General features: G+C 64.7%; 19 protein-coding genes, 4 tRNA genes and 1 pseudogene. 8 read left to right on the forward strand and 16 right to left on the reverse strand.

All coding sequences use genetic code 11. The features are described from left to right. Nucleotides 1–3: 3 nt before the first annotated feature. The gene (locus tag IEW02_RS20410) at nucleotides 4–288 is read left to right on the forward strand and encodes a protealysin inhibitor emfourin (RefSeq protein WP_229746192.1); all 285 of its coding nucleotides are present in this window, start codon (nucleotides 4–6) and stop codon (nucleotides 286–288) included. Nucleotides 289–409: 121 nt separating this feature from the next. Here the strand turns inward: IEW02_RS20410 and IEW02_RS20415 are convergent. Further along, nucleotides 410–634, reverse strand: a pseudogene (locus IEW02_RS20415) (response regulator); the annotation flags it as partial. Nucleotides 635–796: 162 nt separating this feature from the next. Here IEW02_RS20415 and IEW02_RS20420 point away from each other — a divergent pair. Continuing rightward, on the forward strand, nucleotides 797–3,031 hold the full coding sequence (locus IEW02_RS20420) for an NADP-dependent isocitrate dehydrogenase (protein ID WP_188546744.1): 2,235 nt from the start codon (nucleotides 797–799) through the stop codon (nucleotides 3,029–3,031). 52 nt (nucleotides 3,032–3,083) lie between these two features. Continuing rightward, nucleotides 3,084–4,589 carry a phytoene desaturase family protein gene (locus IEW02_RS20425; protein ID WP_188546745.1) on the forward strand — a complete coding sequence of 502 codons (1,506 nt, stop codon included), beginning with the start codon at nucleotides 3,084–3,086 and terminating at the stop codon, nucleotides 4,587–4,589. Here the strand turns inward: IEW02_RS20425 and IEW02_RS20430 are convergent. From IEW02_RS20430 to IEW02_RS20450, 5 genes are all read right to left on the reverse strand, one after another. Continuing rightward, nucleotides 4,574–4,942, reverse strand: a complete 369-nt coding sequence (locus tag IEW02_RS20430; protein ID WP_188546746.1) for a VOC family protein — start codon at nucleotides 4,940–4,942, stop codon at nucleotides 4,574–4,576. The genes IEW02_RS20425 and IEW02_RS20430 overlap by 16 nt on opposite strands. Beyond that, nucleotides 4,939–5,760: an alpha/beta fold hydrolase gene (locus tag IEW02_RS20435; RefSeq protein WP_188546747.1), complete on the reverse strand. Its 822-nt coding sequence runs from the start codon at nucleotides 5,758–5,760 to the stop codon at nucleotides 4,939–4,941. The genes IEW02_RS20430 and IEW02_RS20435 overlap by 4 nt, the downstream gene beginning before the upstream one ends. 94 nt (nucleotides 5,761–5,854) lie before the next feature. After that, nucleotides 5,855–7,471: an MFS transporter gene (locus IEW02_RS20440; RefSeq protein WP_188546748.1), complete on the reverse strand. Its 1,617-nt coding sequence runs from the start codon at nucleotides 7,469–7,471 to the stop codon at nucleotides 5,855–5,857. Beyond that, nucleotides 7,468–8,181 (reverse strand): alpha/beta hydrolase, encoded by a 714-nt coding sequence (locus tag IEW02_RS20445; protein WP_188546749.1) that lies wholly within the window; start codon nucleotides 8,179–8,181, stop codon nucleotides 7,468–7,470. The genes IEW02_RS20440 and IEW02_RS20445 overlap by 4 nt, the downstream gene beginning before the upstream one ends. A 108-nt stretch (nucleotides 8,182–8,289) precedes the next feature. Continuing rightward, complete coding sequence (locus tag IEW02_RS20450; RefSeq protein WP_229746193.1) at nucleotides 8,290–10,113, reverse strand: GAF domain-containing sensor histidine kinase; 1,824 nt, start codon at nucleotides 10,111–10,113, stop codon at nucleotides 8,290–8,292. Between the two features lie 96 nt (nucleotides 10,114–10,209). Here IEW02_RS20450 and IEW02_RS20455 point away from each other — a divergent pair, with 96 nt between their 5' ends. Further along, on the forward strand, nucleotides 10,210–10,581 hold the full coding sequence (locus tag IEW02_RS20455; RefSeq protein ID WP_229746194.1) for a response regulator: 372 nt from the start codon (nucleotides 10,210–10,212) through the stop codon (nucleotides 10,579–10,581). Here IEW02_RS20455 and IEW02_RS20460 read toward each other — a convergent pair whose 3' ends face one another. Both IEW02_RS20460 and IEW02_RS20465 read right to left on the reverse strand, forming a co-directional pair. Further along, nucleotides 10,582–11,238, reverse strand: a complete 657-nt coding sequence (locus tag IEW02_RS20460; RefSeq protein WP_188546751.1) for a response regulator — start codon at nucleotides 11,236–11,238, stop codon at nucleotides 10,582–10,584. 93 nt (nucleotides 11,239–11,331) lie between these two features. Then, nucleotides 11,332–12,225 carry an SDR family oxidoreductase gene (locus IEW02_RS20465; RefSeq protein WP_188546752.1) on the reverse strand — a complete coding sequence of 298 codons (894 nt, stop codon included), beginning with the start codon at nucleotides 12,223–12,225 and terminating at the stop codon, nucleotides 11,332–11,334. A gap of 263 nt (nucleotides 12,226–12,488) precedes the next feature. Between IEW02_RS20465 and IEW02_RS20470 the strand changes: the two genes are divergently transcribed. Both IEW02_RS20470 and IEW02_RS20475 read left to right on the forward strand, forming a co-directional pair. After that, complete coding sequence (locus tag IEW02_RS20470) at nucleotides 12,489–12,743, forward strand: hypothetical protein (protein WP_188546753.1); 255 nt, start codon at nucleotides 12,489–12,491, stop codon at nucleotides 12,741–12,743. Nucleotides 12,744–12,785: 42 nt separating this feature from the next. Next, a complete protein-coding gene (locus IEW02_RS20475) occupies nucleotides 12,786–13,091 on the forward strand; it encodes a hypothetical protein (RefSeq protein WP_188546754.1) in 306 nt (101 codons plus the stop codon). A gap of 18 nt (nucleotides 13,092–13,109) precedes the next feature. Here the strand turns inward: IEW02_RS20475 and IEW02_RS20480 are convergent. From IEW02_RS20480 to IEW02_RS20495, 4 genes are all read right to left on the reverse strand, one after another. Further along, a tRNA-Phe gene (locus IEW02_RS20480) sits at nucleotides 13,110–13,186 on the reverse strand. Nucleotides 13,187–13,225: 39 nt separating this feature from the next. Continuing rightward, a tRNA-Asp gene (locus IEW02_RS20485) sits at nucleotides 13,226–13,299 on the reverse strand. Nucleotides 13,300–13,368: 69 nt separating this feature from the next. Continuing rightward, a tRNA-Glu gene (locus tag IEW02_RS20490) sits at nucleotides 13,369–13,441 on the reverse strand. Between the two features lie 99 nt (nucleotides 13,442–13,540). Then, the gene (locus tag IEW02_RS20495) at nucleotides 13,541–14,188 is read right to left on the reverse strand and encodes a TetR family transcriptional regulator (RefSeq protein WP_188546755.1); all 648 of its coding nucleotides are present in this window, start codon (nucleotides 14,186–14,188) and stop codon (nucleotides 13,541–13,543) included. A 542-nt stretch (nucleotides 14,189–14,730) separates the two neighbouring features. On the opposite strand from IEW02_RS20495, the gene IEW02_RS20500 reads away from it, so the two are divergent. Continuing rightward, nucleotides 14,731–14,806, forward strand: a tRNA-Lys gene (locus tag IEW02_RS20500). Between the two features lie 14 nt (nucleotides 14,807–14,820). Here the strand turns inward: IEW02_RS20500 and IEW02_RS20505 are convergent. From IEW02_RS20505 to IEW02_RS20520, 4 genes are read right to left on the reverse strand one after another with little or no spacing between them, the layout of a single operon-like run. Then, nucleotides 14,821–15,573 carry an AIM24 family protein gene (locus IEW02_RS20505; protein WP_188546756.1) on the reverse strand — a complete coding sequence of 251 codons (753 nt, stop codon included), beginning with the start codon at nucleotides 15,571–15,573 and terminating at the stop codon, nucleotides 14,821–14,823. A gap of 7 nt (nucleotides 15,574–15,580) precedes the next feature. Further along, a complete protein-coding gene (locus IEW02_RS20510) occupies nucleotides 15,581–16,258 on the reverse strand; it encodes an AIM24 family protein (protein ID WP_188546757.1) in 678 nt (225 codons plus the stop codon). A 1-nt stretch (nucleotide 16,259) separates the two neighbouring features. Beyond that, nucleotides 16,260–16,868, reverse strand: a complete 609-nt coding sequence (locus IEW02_RS20515) for an AIM24 family protein (protein WP_188547013.1) — start codon at nucleotides 16,866–16,868, stop codon at nucleotides 16,260–16,262. Nucleotides 16,869–16,922: 54 nt separating this feature from the next. Beyond that, a complete protein-coding gene (locus IEW02_RS20520) occupies nucleotides 16,923–18,161 on the reverse strand; it encodes an MFS transporter (protein ID WP_229746195.1) in 1,239 nt (412 codons plus the stop codon). Between the two features lie 71 nt (nucleotides 18,162–18,232). Between IEW02_RS20520 and IEW02_RS20525 the strand changes: the two genes are divergently transcribed. Beyond that, entirely contained in the window at nucleotides 18,233–19,126 is an 894-nt protein-coding gene (locus IEW02_RS20525) for a LysR family transcriptional regulator (protein ID WP_188546758.1), read from the forward strand. Nucleotides 19,127–19,259: the final 133 nt, after the last annotated feature.

Genomic DNA, 19,259 nt, shown 5'->3' on the forward strand with positions numbered 1-19,259 from the left:
AGGATGGACATCGTGGTGGTGCGCAGCGGCGGCGTCGCCGGCATGACCCGCCGCGGTGCCGTCAACCTGGAGCAGCTCGGAGAGCGTGCGCCGGAGTGGCATTCGCTGGTGCAGGAGTCGCTGCCAATCCTCGATCGGTTGGCCGAGGAGCCTGCGCCGCACCGTGTTCCCGACGGGTTCGTCTGGCAGATCGGTGTCGGTGACCGCAGTTGCGAGATGGCCGATTCCTACCTCACCGGGCCCCTGCGGGAACTCGCCGAGCGGACGCTGCGCGAGGGCCGGCGCTAGCTCGATGCACAACGGCTCAGTGAACCGTGTCGCATGCCGATGGGTTCGACAGCACGGGCCGGGCGTCGAGAATCGACCTCGCCTCCGCACGAGCCGCATTGAACTGCCACCACGAGTCGTGCAGTACGGCCACGGGTCGCTGCGCCTCAATCCGTCGACACACTTCGAAGCCGGGAAGCATCACGTCGAGAACGACGAGGTCGGGACGCAGTTCGTCACACATCCGCACGGCAGTCGGTCCGTCTCCGGCGATGTCGACGACGAACCCTTCCGCTCGTAGGCGCGACGCGATCGACTCGGCAATCGTGACCTCGTCGTCGACCACGAGTATTCGGCGATCAGTCATGAGAGGACTGTATTGCGCGAATGTGGGGAGTTCGGGGGGACAATGTGAAGGTATCGAGGAGAAACCCTCGTCACACAACCCGGTCCGACGTGATAAACGTTGGGGTCGGACACGAAAAGACGAAGCCACAAGCACCAGAAGAAATCGAGGCGAAAGCGAAACATGAACGCGAAGCAGCCGACCATCATCTACACCCTGACCGACGAAGCTCCGATGCTTGCAACCCACGCATTTCTGCCGGTCATCCGCGCGTTCGCCGACGCGGCCGACATCAGCGTCGAATCCACCGACATCTCGGTTGCCGCCCGCATCCTCGCAGAGTTCCCGGACTACCTGAACGAAGATCAGCGCGTCGAGGACAACCTCGCCGAGTTGGGACGCCTGACGCAGGATCCCGACACCAACATCATCAAGCTTCCGAACATCAGCGCGTCCGTGCCGCAGCTGCTCGCCGCGATCAAGGAACTCCAGGACAAGGGGTACGCCATCCCCGACTTCCCCGGTAACCCGAAGACCGACGAAGAGCGCGAGATCCGCGACCGCTACACCAAGTGCCTCGGTAGCGCCGTCAATCCTGTTCTACGCGAAGGCAACTCGGACCGCCGTGCACCGAAGGCCGTCAAGGAGTACGCGCGTAAGCATCCCCACAGCATGACCGAGTGGTCACCCGCGTCGCGCACCCACGTCGCGCACATGCGCGAGGGCGATTTCTACCACGGTGAGAAGTCGATGACCGTCGACGGTGACCGCGAGGTCCGCATGGAACTGAAGACGAAGGGCGGCGAGACCAAGGTCCTGAAGAAGGCAGTCTCGCTGAACGACGGCGACGTCATCGACTCCATGTTCATGAGCGCCAAGGCGCTGGACAAGTTCTACGAAGAGCAGATGCAGGACGCCTACGACACGGGCGTCATGTTCTCGCTGCACGTCAAGGCGACCATGATGCGCGTCTCGCACCCCATCGTGTTCGGCCACGCTGTGCGCACCTTCTACAAGGAGGCGTTCGCCAAGCACGGGGAGCTGTTCGAAGAGCTCGGAGTCAACGTCAACAACGGACTGTCCGACCTCTACAGCAAGATCGAGTCCCTTCCGGCGTCGAAGCACGACGAGATCGTCGAAGATCTGCACAAGTGCCACGAGCACCGCCCGGAACTGGCGATGGTCGATTCGGCCCGCGGTATCTCGAACTTCCATTCCCCCAGCGACGTCATCGTCGACGCATCGATGCCCGCGATGATTCGTGCCGGCGGAAAGATGTGGGGAGCCGACGGTCGGCCCAAGGACACCAAAGCCGTCAACCCCGAGTCCACCTTCTCCCGCATCTATCAGGAGATGGTGAACTTCTGCAAGACGAACGGCCAGTTCGATCCCACCACCATGGGCACCGTTCCCAACGTCGGCCTCATGGCCCAGAAAGCCGAAGAGTACGGCTCGCACGACAAGACGTTCGAGATCGAAGAAGACTCCGTCGCCGACATCGTGGACAACGCCACCGGTGAGGTGCTGCTGACCCAGAACGTGGAGAAGGGCGACATCTGGCGCCTCTGCATCGTCAAGGACGCGCCGATCCAGGACTGGGTCAAGCTCGCCGTGACGCGCGCCCGCGATTCGGGAATGCCGGTGCTGTTCTGGCTGGACCCGTACCGCCCGCACGAGAACGAACTGATCGGCAAGGTGCGCAAGTACCTGAAGGATCACGACACCGACGGCCTGGACATTCAGATCATGTCGCAGGTCCGCGCGATGCGGTACACACTCGAGCGCGTCGCCCGCGGCCTGGACACCATCTCGGCCACCGGCAACATCCTGCGTGACTATCTGACCGACCTGTTCCCGATTCTCGAGCTCGGCACCAGCGCGAAGATGCTGTCGATCGTGCCGCTCATGGCCGGCGGCGGGCTGTACGAGACGGGCGCAGGTGGTTCTGCACCCAAGCACGTCAACCAGCTGATCGAGGAGAACCACCTGCGCTGGGATTCGTTGGGCGAGTACCTCGCCCTCGCCGTCAGCTTGGAGGATCTCGGCAAGAAGACCGGCGGCAAGGCGACGGTTCTGGGCAAGGCCCTCGATGCCGCGACCGGCAAACTGCTCGAGAACAGCAAGGGCCCGTCGCGCAAGACCGGCGAGCTCGACAACCGGGGAAGCCACTTCTACCTGGCGCTCTACTGGGCCCGGGAGCTGGCCGACCAGACCGACGACCCGGAGCTGGCGAAGCACTTCGCTCCGCTCGCCGAGGAGCTGGCGAAGAACGAGGATTCCATCATCTCCGAACTCGCTGCCGTGCAGGGTGAGCCGGTCGACATCGGCGGGTACTACTTCCCCGACCACGAGGCGACGGCGGCTGTCATGCGGCCGAGCAAGACGTTCAACGACACGTTGGAGTCGGCCCGCACGTAAGCACGACCGTGCCCGGCGGCGGAGCGCATCCGCTGCCGGGCACACTGGTGCCATGACCCGACGAGTTGTGGTGATCGGCGCCGGTGTGGGCGGACTGGCCGCAGCTGCTCGACTGGCCGCGCAGGGTCACACCGTCACCCTCGTCGAGCAGGCCGCTCGCGTCGGCGGGAAATTGGGTCTCGAGACCGTCGACGGGTTCGCCTTCGACACCGGGCCGTCGCTGGTGACGATGCCCGACGAACTGCGAGAGTTGTTCAGCGCCACCGGAAGCTCCGCGTCGGACGCCGGTGTGACTCTGACGAGACTGCCGATTGCCTGCCGCTACACCTTTCCCGACGGAGTCACCCTGGATCTCCCGGGTGAGGTCGAGCAGATTCCGGCTGCACTCGACGCTGCCCTGGGCCAAGGTCGTGGAGCGCAATGGACCCGCTTCCTCGAACGGTCCCGTCGCATCTGGGATCTCACCGAAACGCCGTTTCTGCGCTCCCCCATCTCGATGTCGACCATGGTGCGACTGGCCCGCAAGCCCGGCGACGTCCGGGCGGTGGCACCGTGGCAGTCCTTACGCGGTGTCGGCTCGAAGTACCTCGACGACCCGCGCCTGCGCATGCTCCTCGACAGATACGCCACCTACACCGGCTCGGATCCCAGGACGGCGCCGGCGGCTCTCGTCACCGTGCCGTACGCGGAGCAGGCGTTCGGTTCCTGGTACATCGACGGTGGGCTGTACAGGTTGGCGCAGGCGCTGGCCGATCGATGTGCGACGCTCGGTGTCGAGCTGAGACTGAACACCCGGGTCGACGAAATCACTTGCGGCGCAGACGGTGTCGCCGGTGTGCGCCTGGACGACGGATCGATGATCGACGCCGAGACCGTCGTGGCCAACGCCGACGCCCACCAGGTGTACGACAATCTGCTCGGTCGACGGCACCGCGGCGTCGCTGCCGCGCGGCGACGTCTGCGCCGCACCACGCGATCACTGTCCGGCTTCGTTCTGCTTCTTGCAGTGGACGATCCGCCGGCCGACCAGGCACATCACCACGTGATGTTCACCGAGGACTACGACGCGGAATTCGATTCGGTGTTCGGGCGGCGCGGCCGCGCACGGCCGGTCGAGCGTCCGACGATCTACATCAGCGCACCGACCGACCCGGCCATCGTTCCCGGCCCGGACACCGGCGCCTGGTTCGTCCTCGTCAACGCACCACCGCACGATCCCGATAACGGAACCGACTGGGATGCACCGGGTCTGAGCGAACGGTACGCGGATTCCATCGTGGAACAGATGGCCGAACGCGGCGTCGACATCCGAAGTCGCATCCGCCACCGCCGCATCATCTCTCCCGCCGACCTGGAGCGTCGGACCATGACTCCCGGTGGGTCGATATACGGCACCTCGTCCAATTCCGCGACGGCCGCGTTCCTCCGCCCCTCCAACCGGTCGCCGGTACCCGGCCTCTACCTCGTCGGCGGGTCGTCACATCCCGGCGGAGGACTGCCCCTGGTGATCATGTCGGCGAAGATCGTCGCCGACATGATCGGTCACGCGGGAGCTTGACGTACCGAGAACAGATTGCCGAAGGGGTCGAGTAGCTGGCAGAGCCTCTCGCCCGTGAAGACAGTCTTGGGTCCGCGGTGCGCCACGGCGCCGTGCGTAATCCACTCCGCGGCAATCACATCCACATCGTCGACCGTCCAGTACGCGGAGACTCCCGCCGGTCCGGACGAGTTCAGCTCGTCGTTCCGGTGCAAGGTGAGCCGGACACCGTCGATGTCGAACGCCACCAATGCTCCGCCCCGCTGGATCGGAGAGCGACCCAACCGGGCGGAGTACCAATCGACTGCAGCCTCGAGATCGTCGACGAAGTAGAAGACGTTGCCGATCGAACCGAGTGCGAGCGGGACGGTCATTTCTTGATGAAGTCCAGGATGTCCTGGTCCAGTTCCTTCTGGTACGCGCCGTAGATTCCGTGCGGCGCACCGGGATAGACCTTGAGCGTTCCGTCCTTGACGAGCTCGATCGACTTCTTCGCAGCGGCCGCGATGGGAACGATCTGATCGTCGTCGCCCTGAGCGATGAATATCGGAACCGTCAGCGCCTTCAGATCCTCGGTGAAGTCGGTCTCGGAGAACGCCTTCACGCAGTCGTAGGCGGCGGCGAGATTCACGAGCATTCCCTGACGCCAGAAGTCGTCCTTCGCTCCCTGTGAGACCTGCGCACCATCGCGGTTGGCACCGAAGAATGCGTTGGACAGATCCTGGTAGAACTGCGAGCGGTCGGTGAGCACGCCGTCGCGAATGCCGTCCAGTGCTTCGATGGGTGTGCCCTCGGGGTTGCTCTCCGACTTCAGCATCACCGGCGGAACCGCTCCGGCCGTGATGACCTTCACGACGCGACCGGCGCCGTGCTGCGCGGCGTAGCGGACCACTTCACCACCGCCCGTGGAGTGCCCGATCACTACGAGGTCGTGGAGGTCCAGCGCATCGACCAGTTCGGCGACATCGCGTGCGTAGGTGTCCATGTCGTTGCCCGTGTACGTCTTCGACGAGCGGCCGTGACCGCGGCGGTCGTGAGCGATGGCGCGGTAGCCGGCATCGGCGAGAAGCTTGAGCTCCACCTGCCAGGCATCCGACGACAACGGCCAGCCGTGGCTCAACAGAACGGGCTGACCCGTCCCCTGCTCGGTGTAGTAGATCTCGGTTCCGTCGGTGGTGGTGATGTACGGCATGGTGTCCTCCTGAGTTCGAATTTCGCTGACTTGCTCGAAGACAACTTTCGTCCACCGAGCCCGCGATGTCCTCGCCGCTGGCGGGTGTCTCGCACTACCGGGTAGCAGGTAGACCGAACAGGTGCTCCTCCTTCTCGGTGGCCCCGGTGACGGTGTATTCCAGCGCCTCGGTGATGCGCTGATGGTCCGAATCCGTCCAGCGCTCGCGATGCTGGCGTTCGAAGTCGCCCCACGACGGGGCGGTGAACTGCTCGACACGCAGTGCCGGGTCGGTCCCGTCGCGGAAGAGTCCCCACGAGTAGCCGCCGGTGCGGCGACGGGCTTTCCCGACGGCCACCATGGCGCGGTCGAAGTCGGCCACCGACTCGGGTCGCACCCGGTACGTCATCGAGATCACAACGGGGCCGTCGTCGGGCTCGGGTCCGAATACTACTGTCGGAGTCGGCCACGCCGCCGACACACCACGCGGCAGTGTGCCGGTGTCGGCGCGCAGTGGAACTACGGCGACGCTTGCAGCGGTCGCCACCAGTAGCGCCGCCGACATCAGTAGGGCTGCAGCGAAACCCACCTGCGACGCGATGACGCCCCAGACGAACGACCCCAACGCCTGAGACCCCATGAAAACAAGCAGGTAGATCGACATTCCTCGCGCCCGTACCCAGTGCGCGAGGGAGAGCTGAATCGACGCGTTCAGGGTGGTGAGAGTCGCGATCCACGCCGCTCCCGACAGCAGCAGGAGCGGGACTGCCGCGCCGGCGGGGAGGTAGGCCACGGCGACGACGCCGACGGCGTAGGTCACTGCCGAAAGAGCGAGCAAGTTGTTGGCGGACATCGACTTTCGTAACCGCGGATACAACGCGACCCCGGACACCGCGCCCACTCCGAGCATGCCCAGCACCAACCCGTACCCGGACGCACCGAAGTGCAGATGCTGCGACGACGCCAGCGGTAACAAGGCCCACAACGCCGAGGCCGGGAACGCGAACAGGGCCGAACGCAACAGAATTCGGCGGACGATCGGTGCGGACTGCATGTAGTGCAGCCCGGTCAGCATGGACCTGCCGAGGCGTTCCCGGTCGACGGTCCGATCGTCCGCGGGCCGGCGCCACCAGGCCAGTGCGCCGAGGATGACGACGAACGTCAGCGCGTTGATCGCGAACACCGCAGCCGGTCCGGCTGCGGCCACGATCACGCCGCCGATGGCCGGGCCGATGGCGCGCGCACCGTTCACGGTGACGCCGCCCAGGGCGGATGCTGCCGGGATCTGCTCGGCCGGAACCAGTTCGGGTTGGATGGCTTGCCACGCGGGAGACGACAGAGCAGATCCGCACCCCAGCAGGAACGTCATGGCCAACAACGTGGTCGGGGTCAGCACGTCGGTGAAGGCGAGGACCGCGGTCATCGCCGCGACAGCAGCCGTGTACGTGCTGACCGCGATCAGCAACCTGCGGCGATCGAGCAGGTCAGCGAGTCCGCCGGCGAGCAACGCGAAGAACAGCGTGGGCAGCAGGCTCGCCGTCTGCACCAGAGCGACCACCGTGGCACTGCTGTCGTGTTCCACCAGGAACCACTGCGACCCGACCGTCTGCATCCACAGTCCGATGTTCGACACCAGCTGAGCGATGAACAGCGTGCGGTAGATGCGCCCTCGCAGCGGCGCCCACGCCGAGGGCGCATCGGCGATGGGGGCTTTCGCGAGGTCGGTGGTCATGACAGAGCGGACAGTGCGTCTTCGATCACGGCGACCACCTCGTCGGGCTTGGCCAGCATCACCAGGTGCGGCGCGTCGAGTTCGGTGACGCTCTTCAGACCGGCACGCTCGTAGCCGAAGCGCTCCACCTCCGGATTGATCGTGTGGTCTTCGGTGCTGACGATGCCCCAGCCCGGCTTCGTCTTCCATGCTGCAGCAGAGGCGGTTTCGCTGAATGCGAGGGCTGCGAGGGGACGCTGGCCGACCGCGAGAACCTCGGCGGTCGCAACGTCGATGCCGCCGGCGAACACGGCGGGAAACGCATCGACCTTGACCGAGACATCGGTGCCCGGCTCCGAACCCTCGACGGGGAACGGGGTGTAGACGAGGTTCGCGGCGAGATCGGAAACGGCGAAGCGGCCTTGGAGTTCGCCGAGGCTTTCGCCCTCGTCGAGTGCGTACCCGGAAACGTAGACAAGTCCGACGACGTTGTCTGCCATGCCCGCGACAGTGATCACCGCGCCGCCGTACGAGTGACCGGCGAGGAGGACCGGGCCGTCGATCTGCTCGACGACGGACCTGATGTAGGCCGAATCACCGACGAGACTGCGGTTGGGTACGGCAGGGACGACGACGGCGTGGCCCGTGTCGAGAAGGCGACGGGTGACGGGCGCCCAGCTGGCGGCGTCGGCGAAGGCTCCGTGGACGAGGACGACGGTGGGTGTGGTCATGACGAGCTCCCGTTGCTCAGGGCAGTCGATGTATTCGACGGCATTGAGGCAACATTCGTCTTTCGCCGAACCGTTGTCGTCGCTGCTGCCGCCCAGTGCCGTTACCGGCTAGCCGGTAATCGGCACCTGCGCAATGAGAGCCGTACCGAGTCCGAGCGGGCTCGCCACCGTCAATGTTCCGCCGACTGCCTCGATCCGGTCGTGCAGTCCCAACAGTCCAGATCCACCCTCCGTCGTGGCCCCGCCGACGCCGTCGTCGGTCACGGTCAAGTCGAGAAGGCCGCCGTCGAGGCGCACGGTGACCACGATTTCCGTGGCCTGCGCATACTTCGCGGTGTTCGTCATCGCCTCTGCCGCCACGTAATACGCGGCCACCTCGATGCGCTCGGGCAGCCTGACACCGACGTCGACCGTCAGGGACACCGGTACCGGCGACCGTCTGGCCAACGTCTTGAGGGCAGGGCCGAGACCGCCTCGGGACAGGATGGCCGGGTGGATTCCACGCGAGAGTTGCTGCAGATCGGCATGCAGCTGGGCGAGATCGTCGACTGTGCGGTCGAGTTGCGACCACAGGGCCGGCTGGTCGACGGGCACTGCTGCTTGCGCTGCCCGCAACTCCATACTGAGCGAGACGATGCGTTGTTGCGCGCCGTCGTGCAGATCACGCTCGATGGTGCGCCGCGCCTGATCGGCAGCGGCAATGACGCGCGCCCGGGACAGCGTCAGTTGTTCTCGTGTCTCGCTGTTGAAGACCGCGGTACCCACCAGATCGGCGAAATCGGTGAGTCTCGCGGCGATGTCGGGTATCGGCGTGCGGTCGACCGCTCCGACCACCACCGCCCCCCAGGTCTTCCCGTCCACCTTGATCGGAACGCCGACACCCTGCAGCAAGCCTCGTTCGCGTAGTCGGCCGGCGATCGGTCCGGTAGCCGTGGTGTAGTCGACCGTGGCCGGAGCGCCGGTCGAGAGAACCTCGGTGCAGATGTTGCGTCCACCGAGTTCCAGACGCTCACCCACCTCGAGATGATCGCGCTGCATGTCGTCGTCGCACCCTCCGAGAACGGTACAGAATCCGTCGGGGTCGAATCGGACCAACGACACGTGCTCCGCGCCGAGGGACTGCGACAGTTCCTGAACGGTGGCGGGGAAGATGTCCGCTGGGTCGCCCTGGAGCGCGACCAGCGTTGCCACCCTCCGCAACGCGGCCTGCTGCTTGGCGAGGTCGATGGTGCTCCGGTGCAACGCTTCTCGGTCGCGCGCCGCCGCCAGGAGCGCCTCGAGAGCGGGAACGACGCGGCTCACGCGCCGAGACTCCGACGCCGACAACGAATCGGGCAGGAACAGAACTGCGATGTCGAGATCGCCGTCGCGCAAAACGATTCGGGTGTACCCCGGCTTGTCCTCGGCCGTGCCCGATTCCAACACGGCATACGGAGGGGGAAGATCGAGCACGTCGCTCAGTCGTCGACTCACCGTGTCACCGATCTCGCGCACGCTCGGCCTGCGCAGCATGGTCCGCGCGAGTTCGGCGAGAAGATCTGCCTCGCAACGGCGTTGGTAGGACTCGATCCCCCGCAGTCGAGCCTGGCCGGCAAGAAGGTTGCATACCAACGCCAACACCACGAACACCACGATTGCCGGATAGAGGCTGTCCGGACTTTCGCTCGCATGAAGGTATGCGTACGCGACAGCGCTGGCAGCGGACATCGTCAAGGCCGTCGCGATACCCCACCCCGCGGAGACGATCAGCACTCCCAGCAGGAACACCGCCCCGAACGGGTTCTCCGGCGAGATGCGCCGCAGCGCAAGGACGACGAGAACTTCGGCAGCAAGCACACCACACACGGCTGCCACACCCCAGACCGCGGGGGGCGACGACGGACGAAGGATCATGGAGACGTACCGATCCCATCCGGTCCTTCGTGGCCTCATTTGACGCGGCCTCGTCTCACTCGGCCGGCCGGCAGTCACACGATGTTCCGGTTAGCGGTAATGCCCCGGCCTGATACGTCTGACACTCTGGACGAGGTGAACCCGCCCATCTCCCGCGTCGTGATCGTGGACGACAGCCCTGCGTTCTGCACGGCTGCGCGCTCCATGTTCGAGGCAGCGGGAATCGACGTGGTGGGAACAGCGTCGACATCGGACGACGCCCTCGCGGCGGTAACCGTCGGAAAGCCCGATGTGATACTCGTCGACATCGATCTGGGCGGGGAGAATGGATTCGAGGTCGTCGAAGCACTCGCCGGTCTCGACCTCCATCCCCGCCCGGCCATCGTTCTGGTGTCCACCCACGACGAGGACGATTTCGTCGACATGGTCGAGGCGAGTGCCGCGGTGGGGTTCGTTCCCAAGTTCGCGATGTCGGTGGAGCTCATCGCGCGCACGATGGCGCGGTGATCATGTCGTCGCATCGAGAAACACCATCACAGCTCGGACGCGGCGATGATCGTCGGCGGTCTCGGCCAGGTTCAGCTTCGTGAGAATGCTTCGAACGTGCTTCTCGACGGTCCCTTCGGTGATCCACAGACGGCGACCGATGCCGGAGTTCGAGAGTCCCTCGGCCATCAGAGTCAGTACCTCTCGCTCGCGAACACTCAGCACTGCCAGCGGATCGTCGCGTCGGCGCGCCGTCACCAACTCGTGCACCAGTGCCGGATCGACAACGGATGCGCCGTTCGCGACGCGGTCCAGCGTGTCGACGAAATCGGCGATGTCGGTGACGCGAGTCTTCAGCAGGTAACCGATGCCGTGACCGCCGGCGAGGAGTTCGAGGGCGTGATCGACCTCGACGTGCGAGGACAGCAATACGATTGCCGTGTCCGGGAACTCCTTGCGAATGGCGAGCGCCGCATCGAGCCCTTCGGAGGTGTGCGACGGCGGCATCCTGATGTCGACGATGGCCAGCTGCGGTGGGTTGGCGCGGACCAGCGCCAACAACTCCTGCGCGTCACCGGCCTGACCGATCACCTCGAGCCCCGAGCTCGCAAGCAGGCTCGACAGACCTTCTCTCAGCAAGACGTCGTCGTCGGCCAGCACGACCTGTAGACCTGCCATCGGCACGCCCCTCCGTCGGCCGAAGGCACTCGGACAGCGTTCGGGTGCACTCACTCTAAAGAATGAATGCACCCGATTCGACTGCTACGAACGTCAGGGCGTCGGCATGCCACCGTTTACGTGGAGTGTTTCGCCGATAACGAAGCTGGATTCGGGGGATGCGAGGTAGACGTACGCCGTTGCCAGTTCAGCGGGCTGACCCCACCGGCCGAGCGGGGTTCCTTCGCCAACCGTGGGCAGTGCGTCGGTCGGCTGACCACCCGCGGTCTGCAGTGGTGTCCACACCGGACCGGGCGCAACGACATTGACTCGAATGCCACGATCTGCAACCTGCTGCGACAAACCCTTCAGGAAGGTGTTGATCGCCGCCTTGGTCATTGCGTAGTGGATCAGGTGCGGCGATGGCTGGTAGGCCTGGATGGACGACGATCCGATGATGGTCGAGCCCGGCGGCATGTGCGGCACAGCCGCCTTCGCGGTCCAGAACATGGCGTAGATGTTGGTCTTGACCGTCGCGTCGAATTCCTCGTCGGTCAGGTCCTCGATGTTGTTCACGTACTGCTGCTTGCCGGCGTTGATGACCAGGGCGTCCAGGCCGCCGAGTTCACGCACGGTGGTTTCCACCAAGGTGCGGCAGTGCTCGGCGCTGGTGATGTCACCGGGGATCTTGACTGCCTTGCGTCCGGCGTCGGTGATGAGCTTCGCGATCGCCTCGGCGTCGGATTCTTCTTCGGGGAGGTAGGAGATCGCTACGTCGGCGCCTTCCCGTGCGTAGGCAATGGCCGTCGCACCACCGATACCGGAGTCTCCACCGGTGATCAGGGCCTTGCGCCCTTCGAGGCGGCCCGAGCCGCGGTAGGTATCGGCGCCCAGGTCGGCGAGGCTGTCCATCTTCGAGTCGAGACCCGCGCCGGGCTGGGACACCTCCTTCGGCTCGAAGTCGGCGTACATGGTGCTGGGATCGCGAAATGTGTACTGATCGGTCATGTTTGGACCCCTCTATCGGAAATGGCGGCCATCGGGCCGAAGCGTCTACGAGACGGGCCGCTGCTGGACCCTGTCCCGGTTAGGGGTAACCGGATCAGTCCCGTGCGAAACGTGGCTTACCAACCTTATGCATAGGGGGCCGACATATTTACGAGCTCGAATTCTGTTGCACGAGTGCATTATTGATGTTGCGGACTACAGTCGGGTGACGTAATACAGAACGTATGTTCGGACCGGGGGGTCGTAATGAGGTAGCGGGTGCGGTGAGAACCGCACCCGAGCTGACCGTTGCCCTGTCCGAGACGCAGCGGCAGTCGAACCGCCTCGACGCTCGGCGTGTGCACGACGCCTACGACCTGCTCGACGTGCGGCTCGGTGTCGAGTTCGACCGTCAGGCACGCAACGGCGACGGTGATCTTGTGCGCGCGTCGAAAGCGGCGGCGAACGATGTGTCGGTGGCGTTGAACGTCTCCTTCTCCGCCGCATCCACCATGCTCGACGCCGGAGAACAGCTCTGACACCGGCTCCCGCTGATCGACACCGAATTCACCGCAGGCGGGTTGGACTACGCCCGCATCGAGGTGATCGCGGGTGTTCTCGCCCGGGCCTCCGACGCCACCGTCGCCGTGCTCGCACCCGATGTCCTCGCCGCAGCGCACCTGTACAACGTCAAGGCGTTGCGGGACACGATCTGGGAGCTGTGGACGGACCACAACCCGGACGAAGCTGCGCAAGCCCGCAAGCGCAATCTCCGCGACCGGGCCGGCGTACGACGGTCCAAGTGGCACGACGGCGGCACCCAGGCCGCACCCCGCCGTTCTGACAACGGTGGCGACGAAAAAAGCCTCACCCGAAAGATCGGGTGAGGCTGGATGAAAGTGCGATGGTGGCCAGGGCCGGGATCGAACCGGCGACCTTCCGCTTTTCAGGCGGACGCTCGTACCAACTGAGCTACCTGGCCGAGTGGCACCCGAAGCGAATGCCGAGAAAAGATTTCTTGCGACCCTGACGGGACTCGAACCCGCGACCTCCGCCGTGACAGGGCGGCGCGCTAACCAACTGCGCCACAGGGCCTTGCTGTACTACCTGTGTTTCGAACTGCGTCACATCTTCAGTTGTGGCACGGCCGGTAAAGGCCATGCGTACCCCCTACGGGATTCGAACCCGCGCTACCGCCTTGAAAGGGCGGCGTCCTAGGCCGCTAGACGAAGGGGGCCCGCCGAATTGCTCCGGCCGTACCCCAACGGCGTTCCGTTGGGAGCTGGGATAGCTTATGACACGTCCGGAACAATTCCCAAATCTCCTGCTCAGAGGCCTATTCGACGCTGGCAGCGTCGCGAATCGGCCAGCCTCGCTCATCCCACCGAGCCAGCCACTCGGGCGTCGCCATCGCAGACAGAACCACCTCGAGGGACTCTTCGAACAGGGCGGAAAGATCGGTGTCCACGGCCATGAGGTCGGCCATGTAGCGTTGTCCGGCCAGGCAGGCCGCGAGCACGCGGGTGAACTTCGAGGGTTCGACACCGGACTTGAGGATGCCGAGCCGAGCTGCTTCTTCCGCCAGTTCGAAGGCGGTTCGGCCCCAGATCTGGCCCGCTCCAGTTCGCATCCCGGAGTAGAACTCGGGCTCGATGATCAGACGGAACTCGGCCTGAACGATGACGTTGGCCTTGAACTCGGTGGCGAGGTCGACGACGACTTCGTGCAGCTTCTCGAACGGATCGAGGTCGTCGGACCGCTTCTTGCCGGTGATAGCGACGTACTCTTCGGCGGCGGTCTTCAGGACCGCTCGCGCCAATTCCTCCTTGGAGGCGAAGTGGAAGTACATCGCGCCCTTCGTCGCGCGGGAACCTTCGAGAATGGTGTTCACGGACGCGGCGGCGTAGCCGCGTCTGCTGAACTCGAATGCTGCCGCTTCGACGATTGCGGCGCGAGTGCGTCGAGCGCGTTCTTGCTGTGCCATTGCGCTGGTGCCTCCGAAGCCACGAAACCCTCGCGGGATTGTCAAATTCTCAAGCGACACTAGCCGATAAACCTGGCAATGCCTTTTCTCGGATACCGATTCGAGCTTCGAGTCAGGACACTCTCAGGCAAATCGCGATGAGCTGTTCGAACTCGCGTAGTAAACACACCAAATGGTACGGTATACATCACTCGGGTGCGCCGCAGGGGGTGCGCACCCGAGTTTCTGCTGCTCAGAACGGCTGGACGAGCGAGGTCGCCGCAATGGCGACGAATCGGATACTGGACTATCTCCCGAAATTGTTTGTTCGCCATTGTGAATGTGCACAGCCAATTTACCGATCGCAGCGCGCCCGATTCATCCGATTGACCAAAAGTCCACCAATTGCCGAACCGTTTCGGCTCGGGGCGGTTCGACAGGAATGGTTACATCTCCAACCGAGCCCGGGTCGACGAGTGGTGACATTGGATGACACCTGTTGAGGGTGGCCGGTCCAACCTGGCTGCAGCCGTCCACGACGGTCAACTATGCTTCCCGACTGCGCCCCTATAGCTCAGTTGGTAGAGCTACGGACTTTTAATCCGCAGGTCGTAGGTTCGAGTCCTACTGGGGGCACCACGTCTACTGCGAGGTCACTGCTGCTGACTCAACCGCGCCCCGATGCTCTGATGCAGTGCGCGCAGGCTGTTCTGACCGAGCGACACCGTCTCCGACTCGATGTGCTTCAGCAGATGACCGTCGTTCACCACCTTCTCGCTCGACTGGACCAGAACCGTTCCCGCGCCGGTGAAGTCGAACTGCCGTTCCTCACCGGTGTTGGCGCCCAACAGCATTCCCCGAGCCGCGCCGAGAAAGCTTTGCATCCAGTCGGCGTCGAAGTGGTGCGAGGGCGACGGGCAGTCGGCCCATCCGACGAGCGCCTGCGGGTCGATACGCAAGGGAGGTTCGGCGAACATGACCGGCCCGTTCGACGACGCCAGGAACTTGCCCGTTCCGAGCAGGGTCAGGAAACCCGGAACGATGGACTGCTTCAGTTGCAGGCCTGGCTCGAAGGCCAGCAAGTTGGCCGCACGGATGGTCAGGTTGCCGTCGTCGAGATCGAACGAGTTGATGTTGAAACCGCGGTCCCCGAGGATCAGCTTGCCTTGGCCCTGGGCGAGCACCCAATCGTTGGCGTAGAGCGGCGACGAGAACCTGGCGGCCACGATTGCCACCATCGACGTCTGACCGAGCGGTTCGAACCTGATGTTGCCGTAGTACGCAATCATCGCGCCCTTCGCCGTGAACCACGGCTGGCCGGCCAGTTCCACACAGAACGCGTAGTCGTTGCCGGGCACATTGTCGTTGACGGGCAACGTCATCGGATTGTGCACTTCGATACTCATGCCGCTCCTAGAATTTCTGCTCGGACGCCTGCACCCACACCGTGCCCATGCCCGTCATCTTCAACTGGATGGCCTCACCGGACCCTTTGCCGACGGCGTCGCGCCACCCCACGCTCGCGGCGATTTCCACGTTGATCTGCCCGAGGTGACACACGTACGCCTGCGGATCCACCACCACCTGAGGATGATTCGGCCCGACCTCGAGCGCCGTCGACCCACCGTGCGACAGCACGGCCACACTGCCCTGCCCGGTCAGCTGAGTGGTGAACAGGCCCTGACCGGTCATGGCGCCGCGCACCGCCCCACGCATTCCGCCCTGAGACGTCAGTGCCACAACGGAACTCGACAGGTAGCCGTCGTGAACCAGGAGACGGTCTGCCTCGACGCTGAGAATCGACGATCCGTCGAGGGTGATGACGTCGGTGTGCAGGCCCGCGTGTCCGTAGAACACTTCGCCGTGACCTTCGGCGGCCATCATCGCGACGTGCTCGCCCGACATCATCCGGCCGGCCATCCCCATCACGCCGCCCACGTTCGGCATCGCACCAGGGCCGCCCCCCATCGAGTGGGGCACGAAGCGGACGTCACCGGTGTAATAGAGCATCGACCCGCGGCGGGCGAGCACGTTCTGCCCCGGCGTGAGAATCGACTTCACGACCTTGCTGTTCACCGATTCCAGAGGCATGTCAGCGCTCCTCGGGTTGGATGTAGACGACGCCTTGCCCGTCGAACCGCAGAGAGAACGCCTCGCCGCTTCCCCCACCGAGGGCGGACCGCCACGTCACGTCGGTGACGAAGCTCTGGTTCAGCTGTCCACGGTGCGCGACGAACGCATCGGGATCCACCACCAGCGGGTACTGCGGACTCACCTCGAGTGCAATGGGTGGCCCGCCCTTGGACAGCAGCGCCACCAGTCCGTGTCCGCTCACCACCGTGGTGAAGAGTCCCTGACCCGACGACGCGCCGCGGAGCCCGGCGAACTTGACGTCCGTACTCAATTGTCCGACGACCGCCAGCAATTGGGACGCTTCGACATGAAGCGCGTCTCCGGTGAGCTCGACGATCGTGATGTCCTGGGCGTCGACGGCGAAGTAGACAGTGCCCTGACCGCTCACTTCCATGAGCGACAACGCCTCACCGGTCACACGCTGTTTCAGTGCGGCTCGGAGTCCGCCGCCGCCGCCCATGCCCGCGTTCTTGAAGCTCACGTTGCCCTCGTAGGCGACCATCGAACCGGTGACAGCCTTGATGGTGTCCCCGGCCAGGTCCGCCACCAGCACGCGGTGTCCGTTCATCCTCAGCTGCGCCACGTGGGAACTATGGCAGAGCGGACCCGCCAGCGGAAGGGATCAGGCGGTCACTTTCCGGTCACTACCGGCGTTGACGCGAAACATCCTCAGCGCCAGCAGTATTGCAACGACGAGCAGACCCGCGACGAACGTGGCGGTCCCGGCCCACTCCGCAATTCCCCACGCCACACCCGCCAGGGCCCCAGCGATGGACGATCCGAGGTAGTACGCGCACAGGTAAAGGGCCGAGGCTTCCGCACGGTGTGTCGTCGCCACCCGACCGACCCACCCACTCGCCACGGAGTGTGCAGCGAAGAAACCCGCGGTGAAGAGGAAGACGCCGACCAGCACGAAGGGCAGCGAGTCGGGCACCGTCAGCGCCAGACCGGCGACCGTGATGCCGACCGAGGCCAGAAGGACCCGCGCTCGGCCCATCCGGTCGGCGAGTCGACCCGCTGCCGTGGACGACCACGTTCCGGCCAGATACATCACGAAGATCAGTCCGACGATTCCTTGCGGAAGACCGAAAGGCGCTGCAGTCAAACGGAATCCGAGGAAGTTGTAGACGGACACGAAACCGCCCATGAGGATGAAGCCCAGCGCGAAGAGAATGCGCAGAGTCGGATCGGCAAGGTGGCCGCGAAGATTGGACAGCACGGTCCGAGCGTCGATGCGCTGCTCGCGGAAGAACCGAGACCGCGGAAGCCCACGCATGAGGACGATCGAACACACCAGCGCAACGGCAGCAGCCGATTCCAGCGCCCACCGCCACGAACCGAGATCGAGCACACCCGAGGGGACGACGCGTCCGAGCAGACCTCCGATGGTGGTGCCGGCGACGTAGCGCCCCATCGCCGCTCCCAGATCGTTGCCGTGAACTTCCTCGGCGAGGTACGCCATCGCCACCGCAGGAATACCGGCGAGGGTGGCGCCCTGGATCGCACGTCCGACGAGGAGGACCTCGATCGTGGGACTCAACGGGAGGAGGAGACCGATCACGCTGGACGCGAGCGCCGACGCGACCATCACGCGGGTGCGCCCGTATCGCTCTGACAACACACTCGCCGGGATGATGGCGAGCGCCAGCACGCCTGTCGTCACCGAGACCGCGAGGGCCGACACCGCCGGGCTCACTCCGAACGCATCGGTCAGCGCGGGCAGCAGAGCTTGAACGCAGTACATGGCAACGAACGTCGCGAGTCCGGCCGCGAACAACGCCAGGGTGATCCGGCGGTATCCCACGGATCCGCGGCGGTGCGGGGTGTCGAGGACGTCCTGCGCGGTGGTCATCTCGGGCATGAGAAAACTCTTACTCACGCGAAATGATTTGTAAAATGCATACTCCGTCGGTCTTGATGCAGAATACGCATATGGACTGGACCGAAGACCTGCGCTGGTTCGTCACCCTCGCAGACCTCGAACAGGTCACGTCGGCCGCCAGCGCGCTCGGCATGTCGCAACCGGCACTGTCTCGCAAACTTGCACGCCTCGAGGCGAGCGTCGGAGCGCCCCTGTTCGTTCGGCACGGGCGGCGCCTGAACCTCGCGGCCGCGGGCGTAGTTCTGCGCGATCACTGCATCCGCGCGCTGGCGGAACTCGAGGATGCCGAACGGCGTATCGCCGACATGGCCACCGAGGGCGAAACGACGATTCGCCTCGACTTCTTGCACTCGTTCGGTACGTGGTTGGTCCCCCAGCTCATCCGCGAGTTTCGTCACCGATTCCCCGACGCCCGGTTCCAGTTGTTCCAGGGAGCGGCGGACCTGTTGGCCGATCGGGTGGCCGACGGGCAGAGCGACATCGCCGTGGTGTCGCCGCGGCCGCGTCGCTCGGATGTGCGATGGACCGTGATTCAGCACCAGAAATTGGCGCTCGCGGTGGCGGAGGCCGACACGCTCTCCAGTCGAGAATCGGTGCGTTTCACCGAACTGGAGAACGAGTCGTTCATCACCATGCACCGTGAGTTCGGCATGCGCCGGATCTTCGACGAGCAGTGCGCGGAAGCAGGGATGACACCGCGCATCGTCTTCGAAGCGAGCGAACTGACGACCATCGGTGGACTCGTCTCGGCCGGCCTGGGAGTCGCGATCATGCCGGTCAACGACGCCGAGCCACCGCCGGCGGGTGTGGTTCTGGTGCCATTCGACAACGCCGTGACGGCGCGCGATATCGGAATAGTCACGCCTATTCATCGAAATTCATCGACACCCACAACACAATTCGCCACATACGCGGAGTTGTCACAAAGGGAGGGCCCCACCTAGCCGGATCTATACTGGGTTTGGAGTTTGTTTCCGCTGCAGTAGGCCCTCGAACACGTGGTCAGCGGCGAATACTCACTGGTAGCGGGCTGCAGACGCGCAGATCGAAGCAATTCACATCATGGTTACGGTGCCG

Source organism: Rhodococcoides trifolii (assembly GCF_014635345.1).
In the GTDB taxonomy this organism is placed as follows: domain Bacteria; phylum Actinomycetota; class Actinomycetes; order Mycobacteriales; family Mycobacteriaceae; genus Rhodococcoides; species Rhodococcoides trifolii.

What these genes read in the sequence shown, in the direction of transcription:
- IEW02_RS20520 (WP_229746195.1), bottom strand. Translation starts at nt 18,161, where the DNA reads ATGCCCGAGATGACCACCGCGCAGGACGTCCTCGACACCCCGCACCGC.
- IEW02_RS20425 (WP_188546745.1), top strand. Translation starts at nt 3,084, where the DNA reads ATGACCCGACGAGTTGTGGTGATCGGCGCCGGTGTGGGCGGACTGGCC.
- IEW02_RS20430 (WP_188546746.1), bottom strand. Translation starts at nt 4,942, where the DNA reads ATGACCGTCCCGCTCGCACTCGGTTCGATCGGCAACGTCTTCTACTTC.
- IEW02_RS20515 (WP_188547013.1), bottom strand. Translation starts at nt 16,868, where the DNA reads ATGAACGGACACCGCGTGCTGGTGGCGGACCTGGCCGGGGACACCATC.
- IEW02_RS20445 (WP_188546749.1), bottom strand. Translation starts at nt 8,181, where the DNA reads ATGACCACACCCACCGTCGTCCTCGTCCACGGAGCCTTCGCCGACGCC.
- IEW02_RS20495 (WP_188546755.1), bottom strand. Translation starts at nt 14,188, where the DNA reads ATGGCACAGCAAGAACGCGCTCGACGCACTCGCGCCGCAATCGTCGAA.
- IEW02_RS20460 (WP_188546751.1), bottom strand. Translation starts at nt 11,238, where the DNA reads ATGGCAGGTCTACAGGTCGTGCTGGCCGACGACGACGTCTTGCTGAGA.
- IEW02_RS20465 (WP_188546752.1), bottom strand. Translation starts at nt 12,225, where the DNA reads ATGACCGATCAGTACACATTTCGCGATCCCAGCACCATGTACGCCGAC.
- IEW02_RS20440 (WP_188546748.1), bottom strand. Translation starts at nt 7,471, where the DNA reads ATGACCACCGACCTCGCGAAAGCCCCCATCGCCGATGCGCCCTCGGCG.
- IEW02_RS20450 (WP_229746193.1), bottom strand. Translation starts at nt 10,113, where the DNA reads ATGAGGCCACGAAGGACCGGATGGGATCGGTACGTCTCCATGATCCTT.
- IEW02_RS20505 (WP_188546756.1), bottom strand. Translation starts at nt 15,573, where the DNA reads ATGAGTATCGAAGTGCACAATCCGATGACGTTGCCCGTCAACGACAAT.
- IEW02_RS20410 (WP_229746192.1), top strand. Translation starts at nt 4, where the DNA reads ATGGACATCGTGGTGGTGCGCAGCGGCGGCGTCGCCGGCATGACCCGC.
- IEW02_RS20435 (WP_188546747.1), bottom strand. Translation starts at nt 5,760, where the DNA reads ATGCCGTACATCACCACCACCGACGGAACCGAGATCTACTACACCGAG.
- IEW02_RS20510 (WP_188546757.1), bottom strand. Translation starts at nt 16,258, where the DNA reads ATGCCTCTGGAATCGGTGAACAGCAAGGTCGTGAAGTCGATTCTCACG.
- IEW02_RS20420 (WP_188546744.1), top strand. Translation starts at nt 797, where the DNA reads ATGAACGCGAAGCAGCCGACCATCATCTACACCCTGACCGACGAAGCT.
- IEW02_RS20525 (WP_188546758.1), top strand. Translation starts at nt 18,233, where the DNA reads ATGGACTGGACCGAAGACCTGCGCTGGTTCGTCACCCTCGCAGACCTC.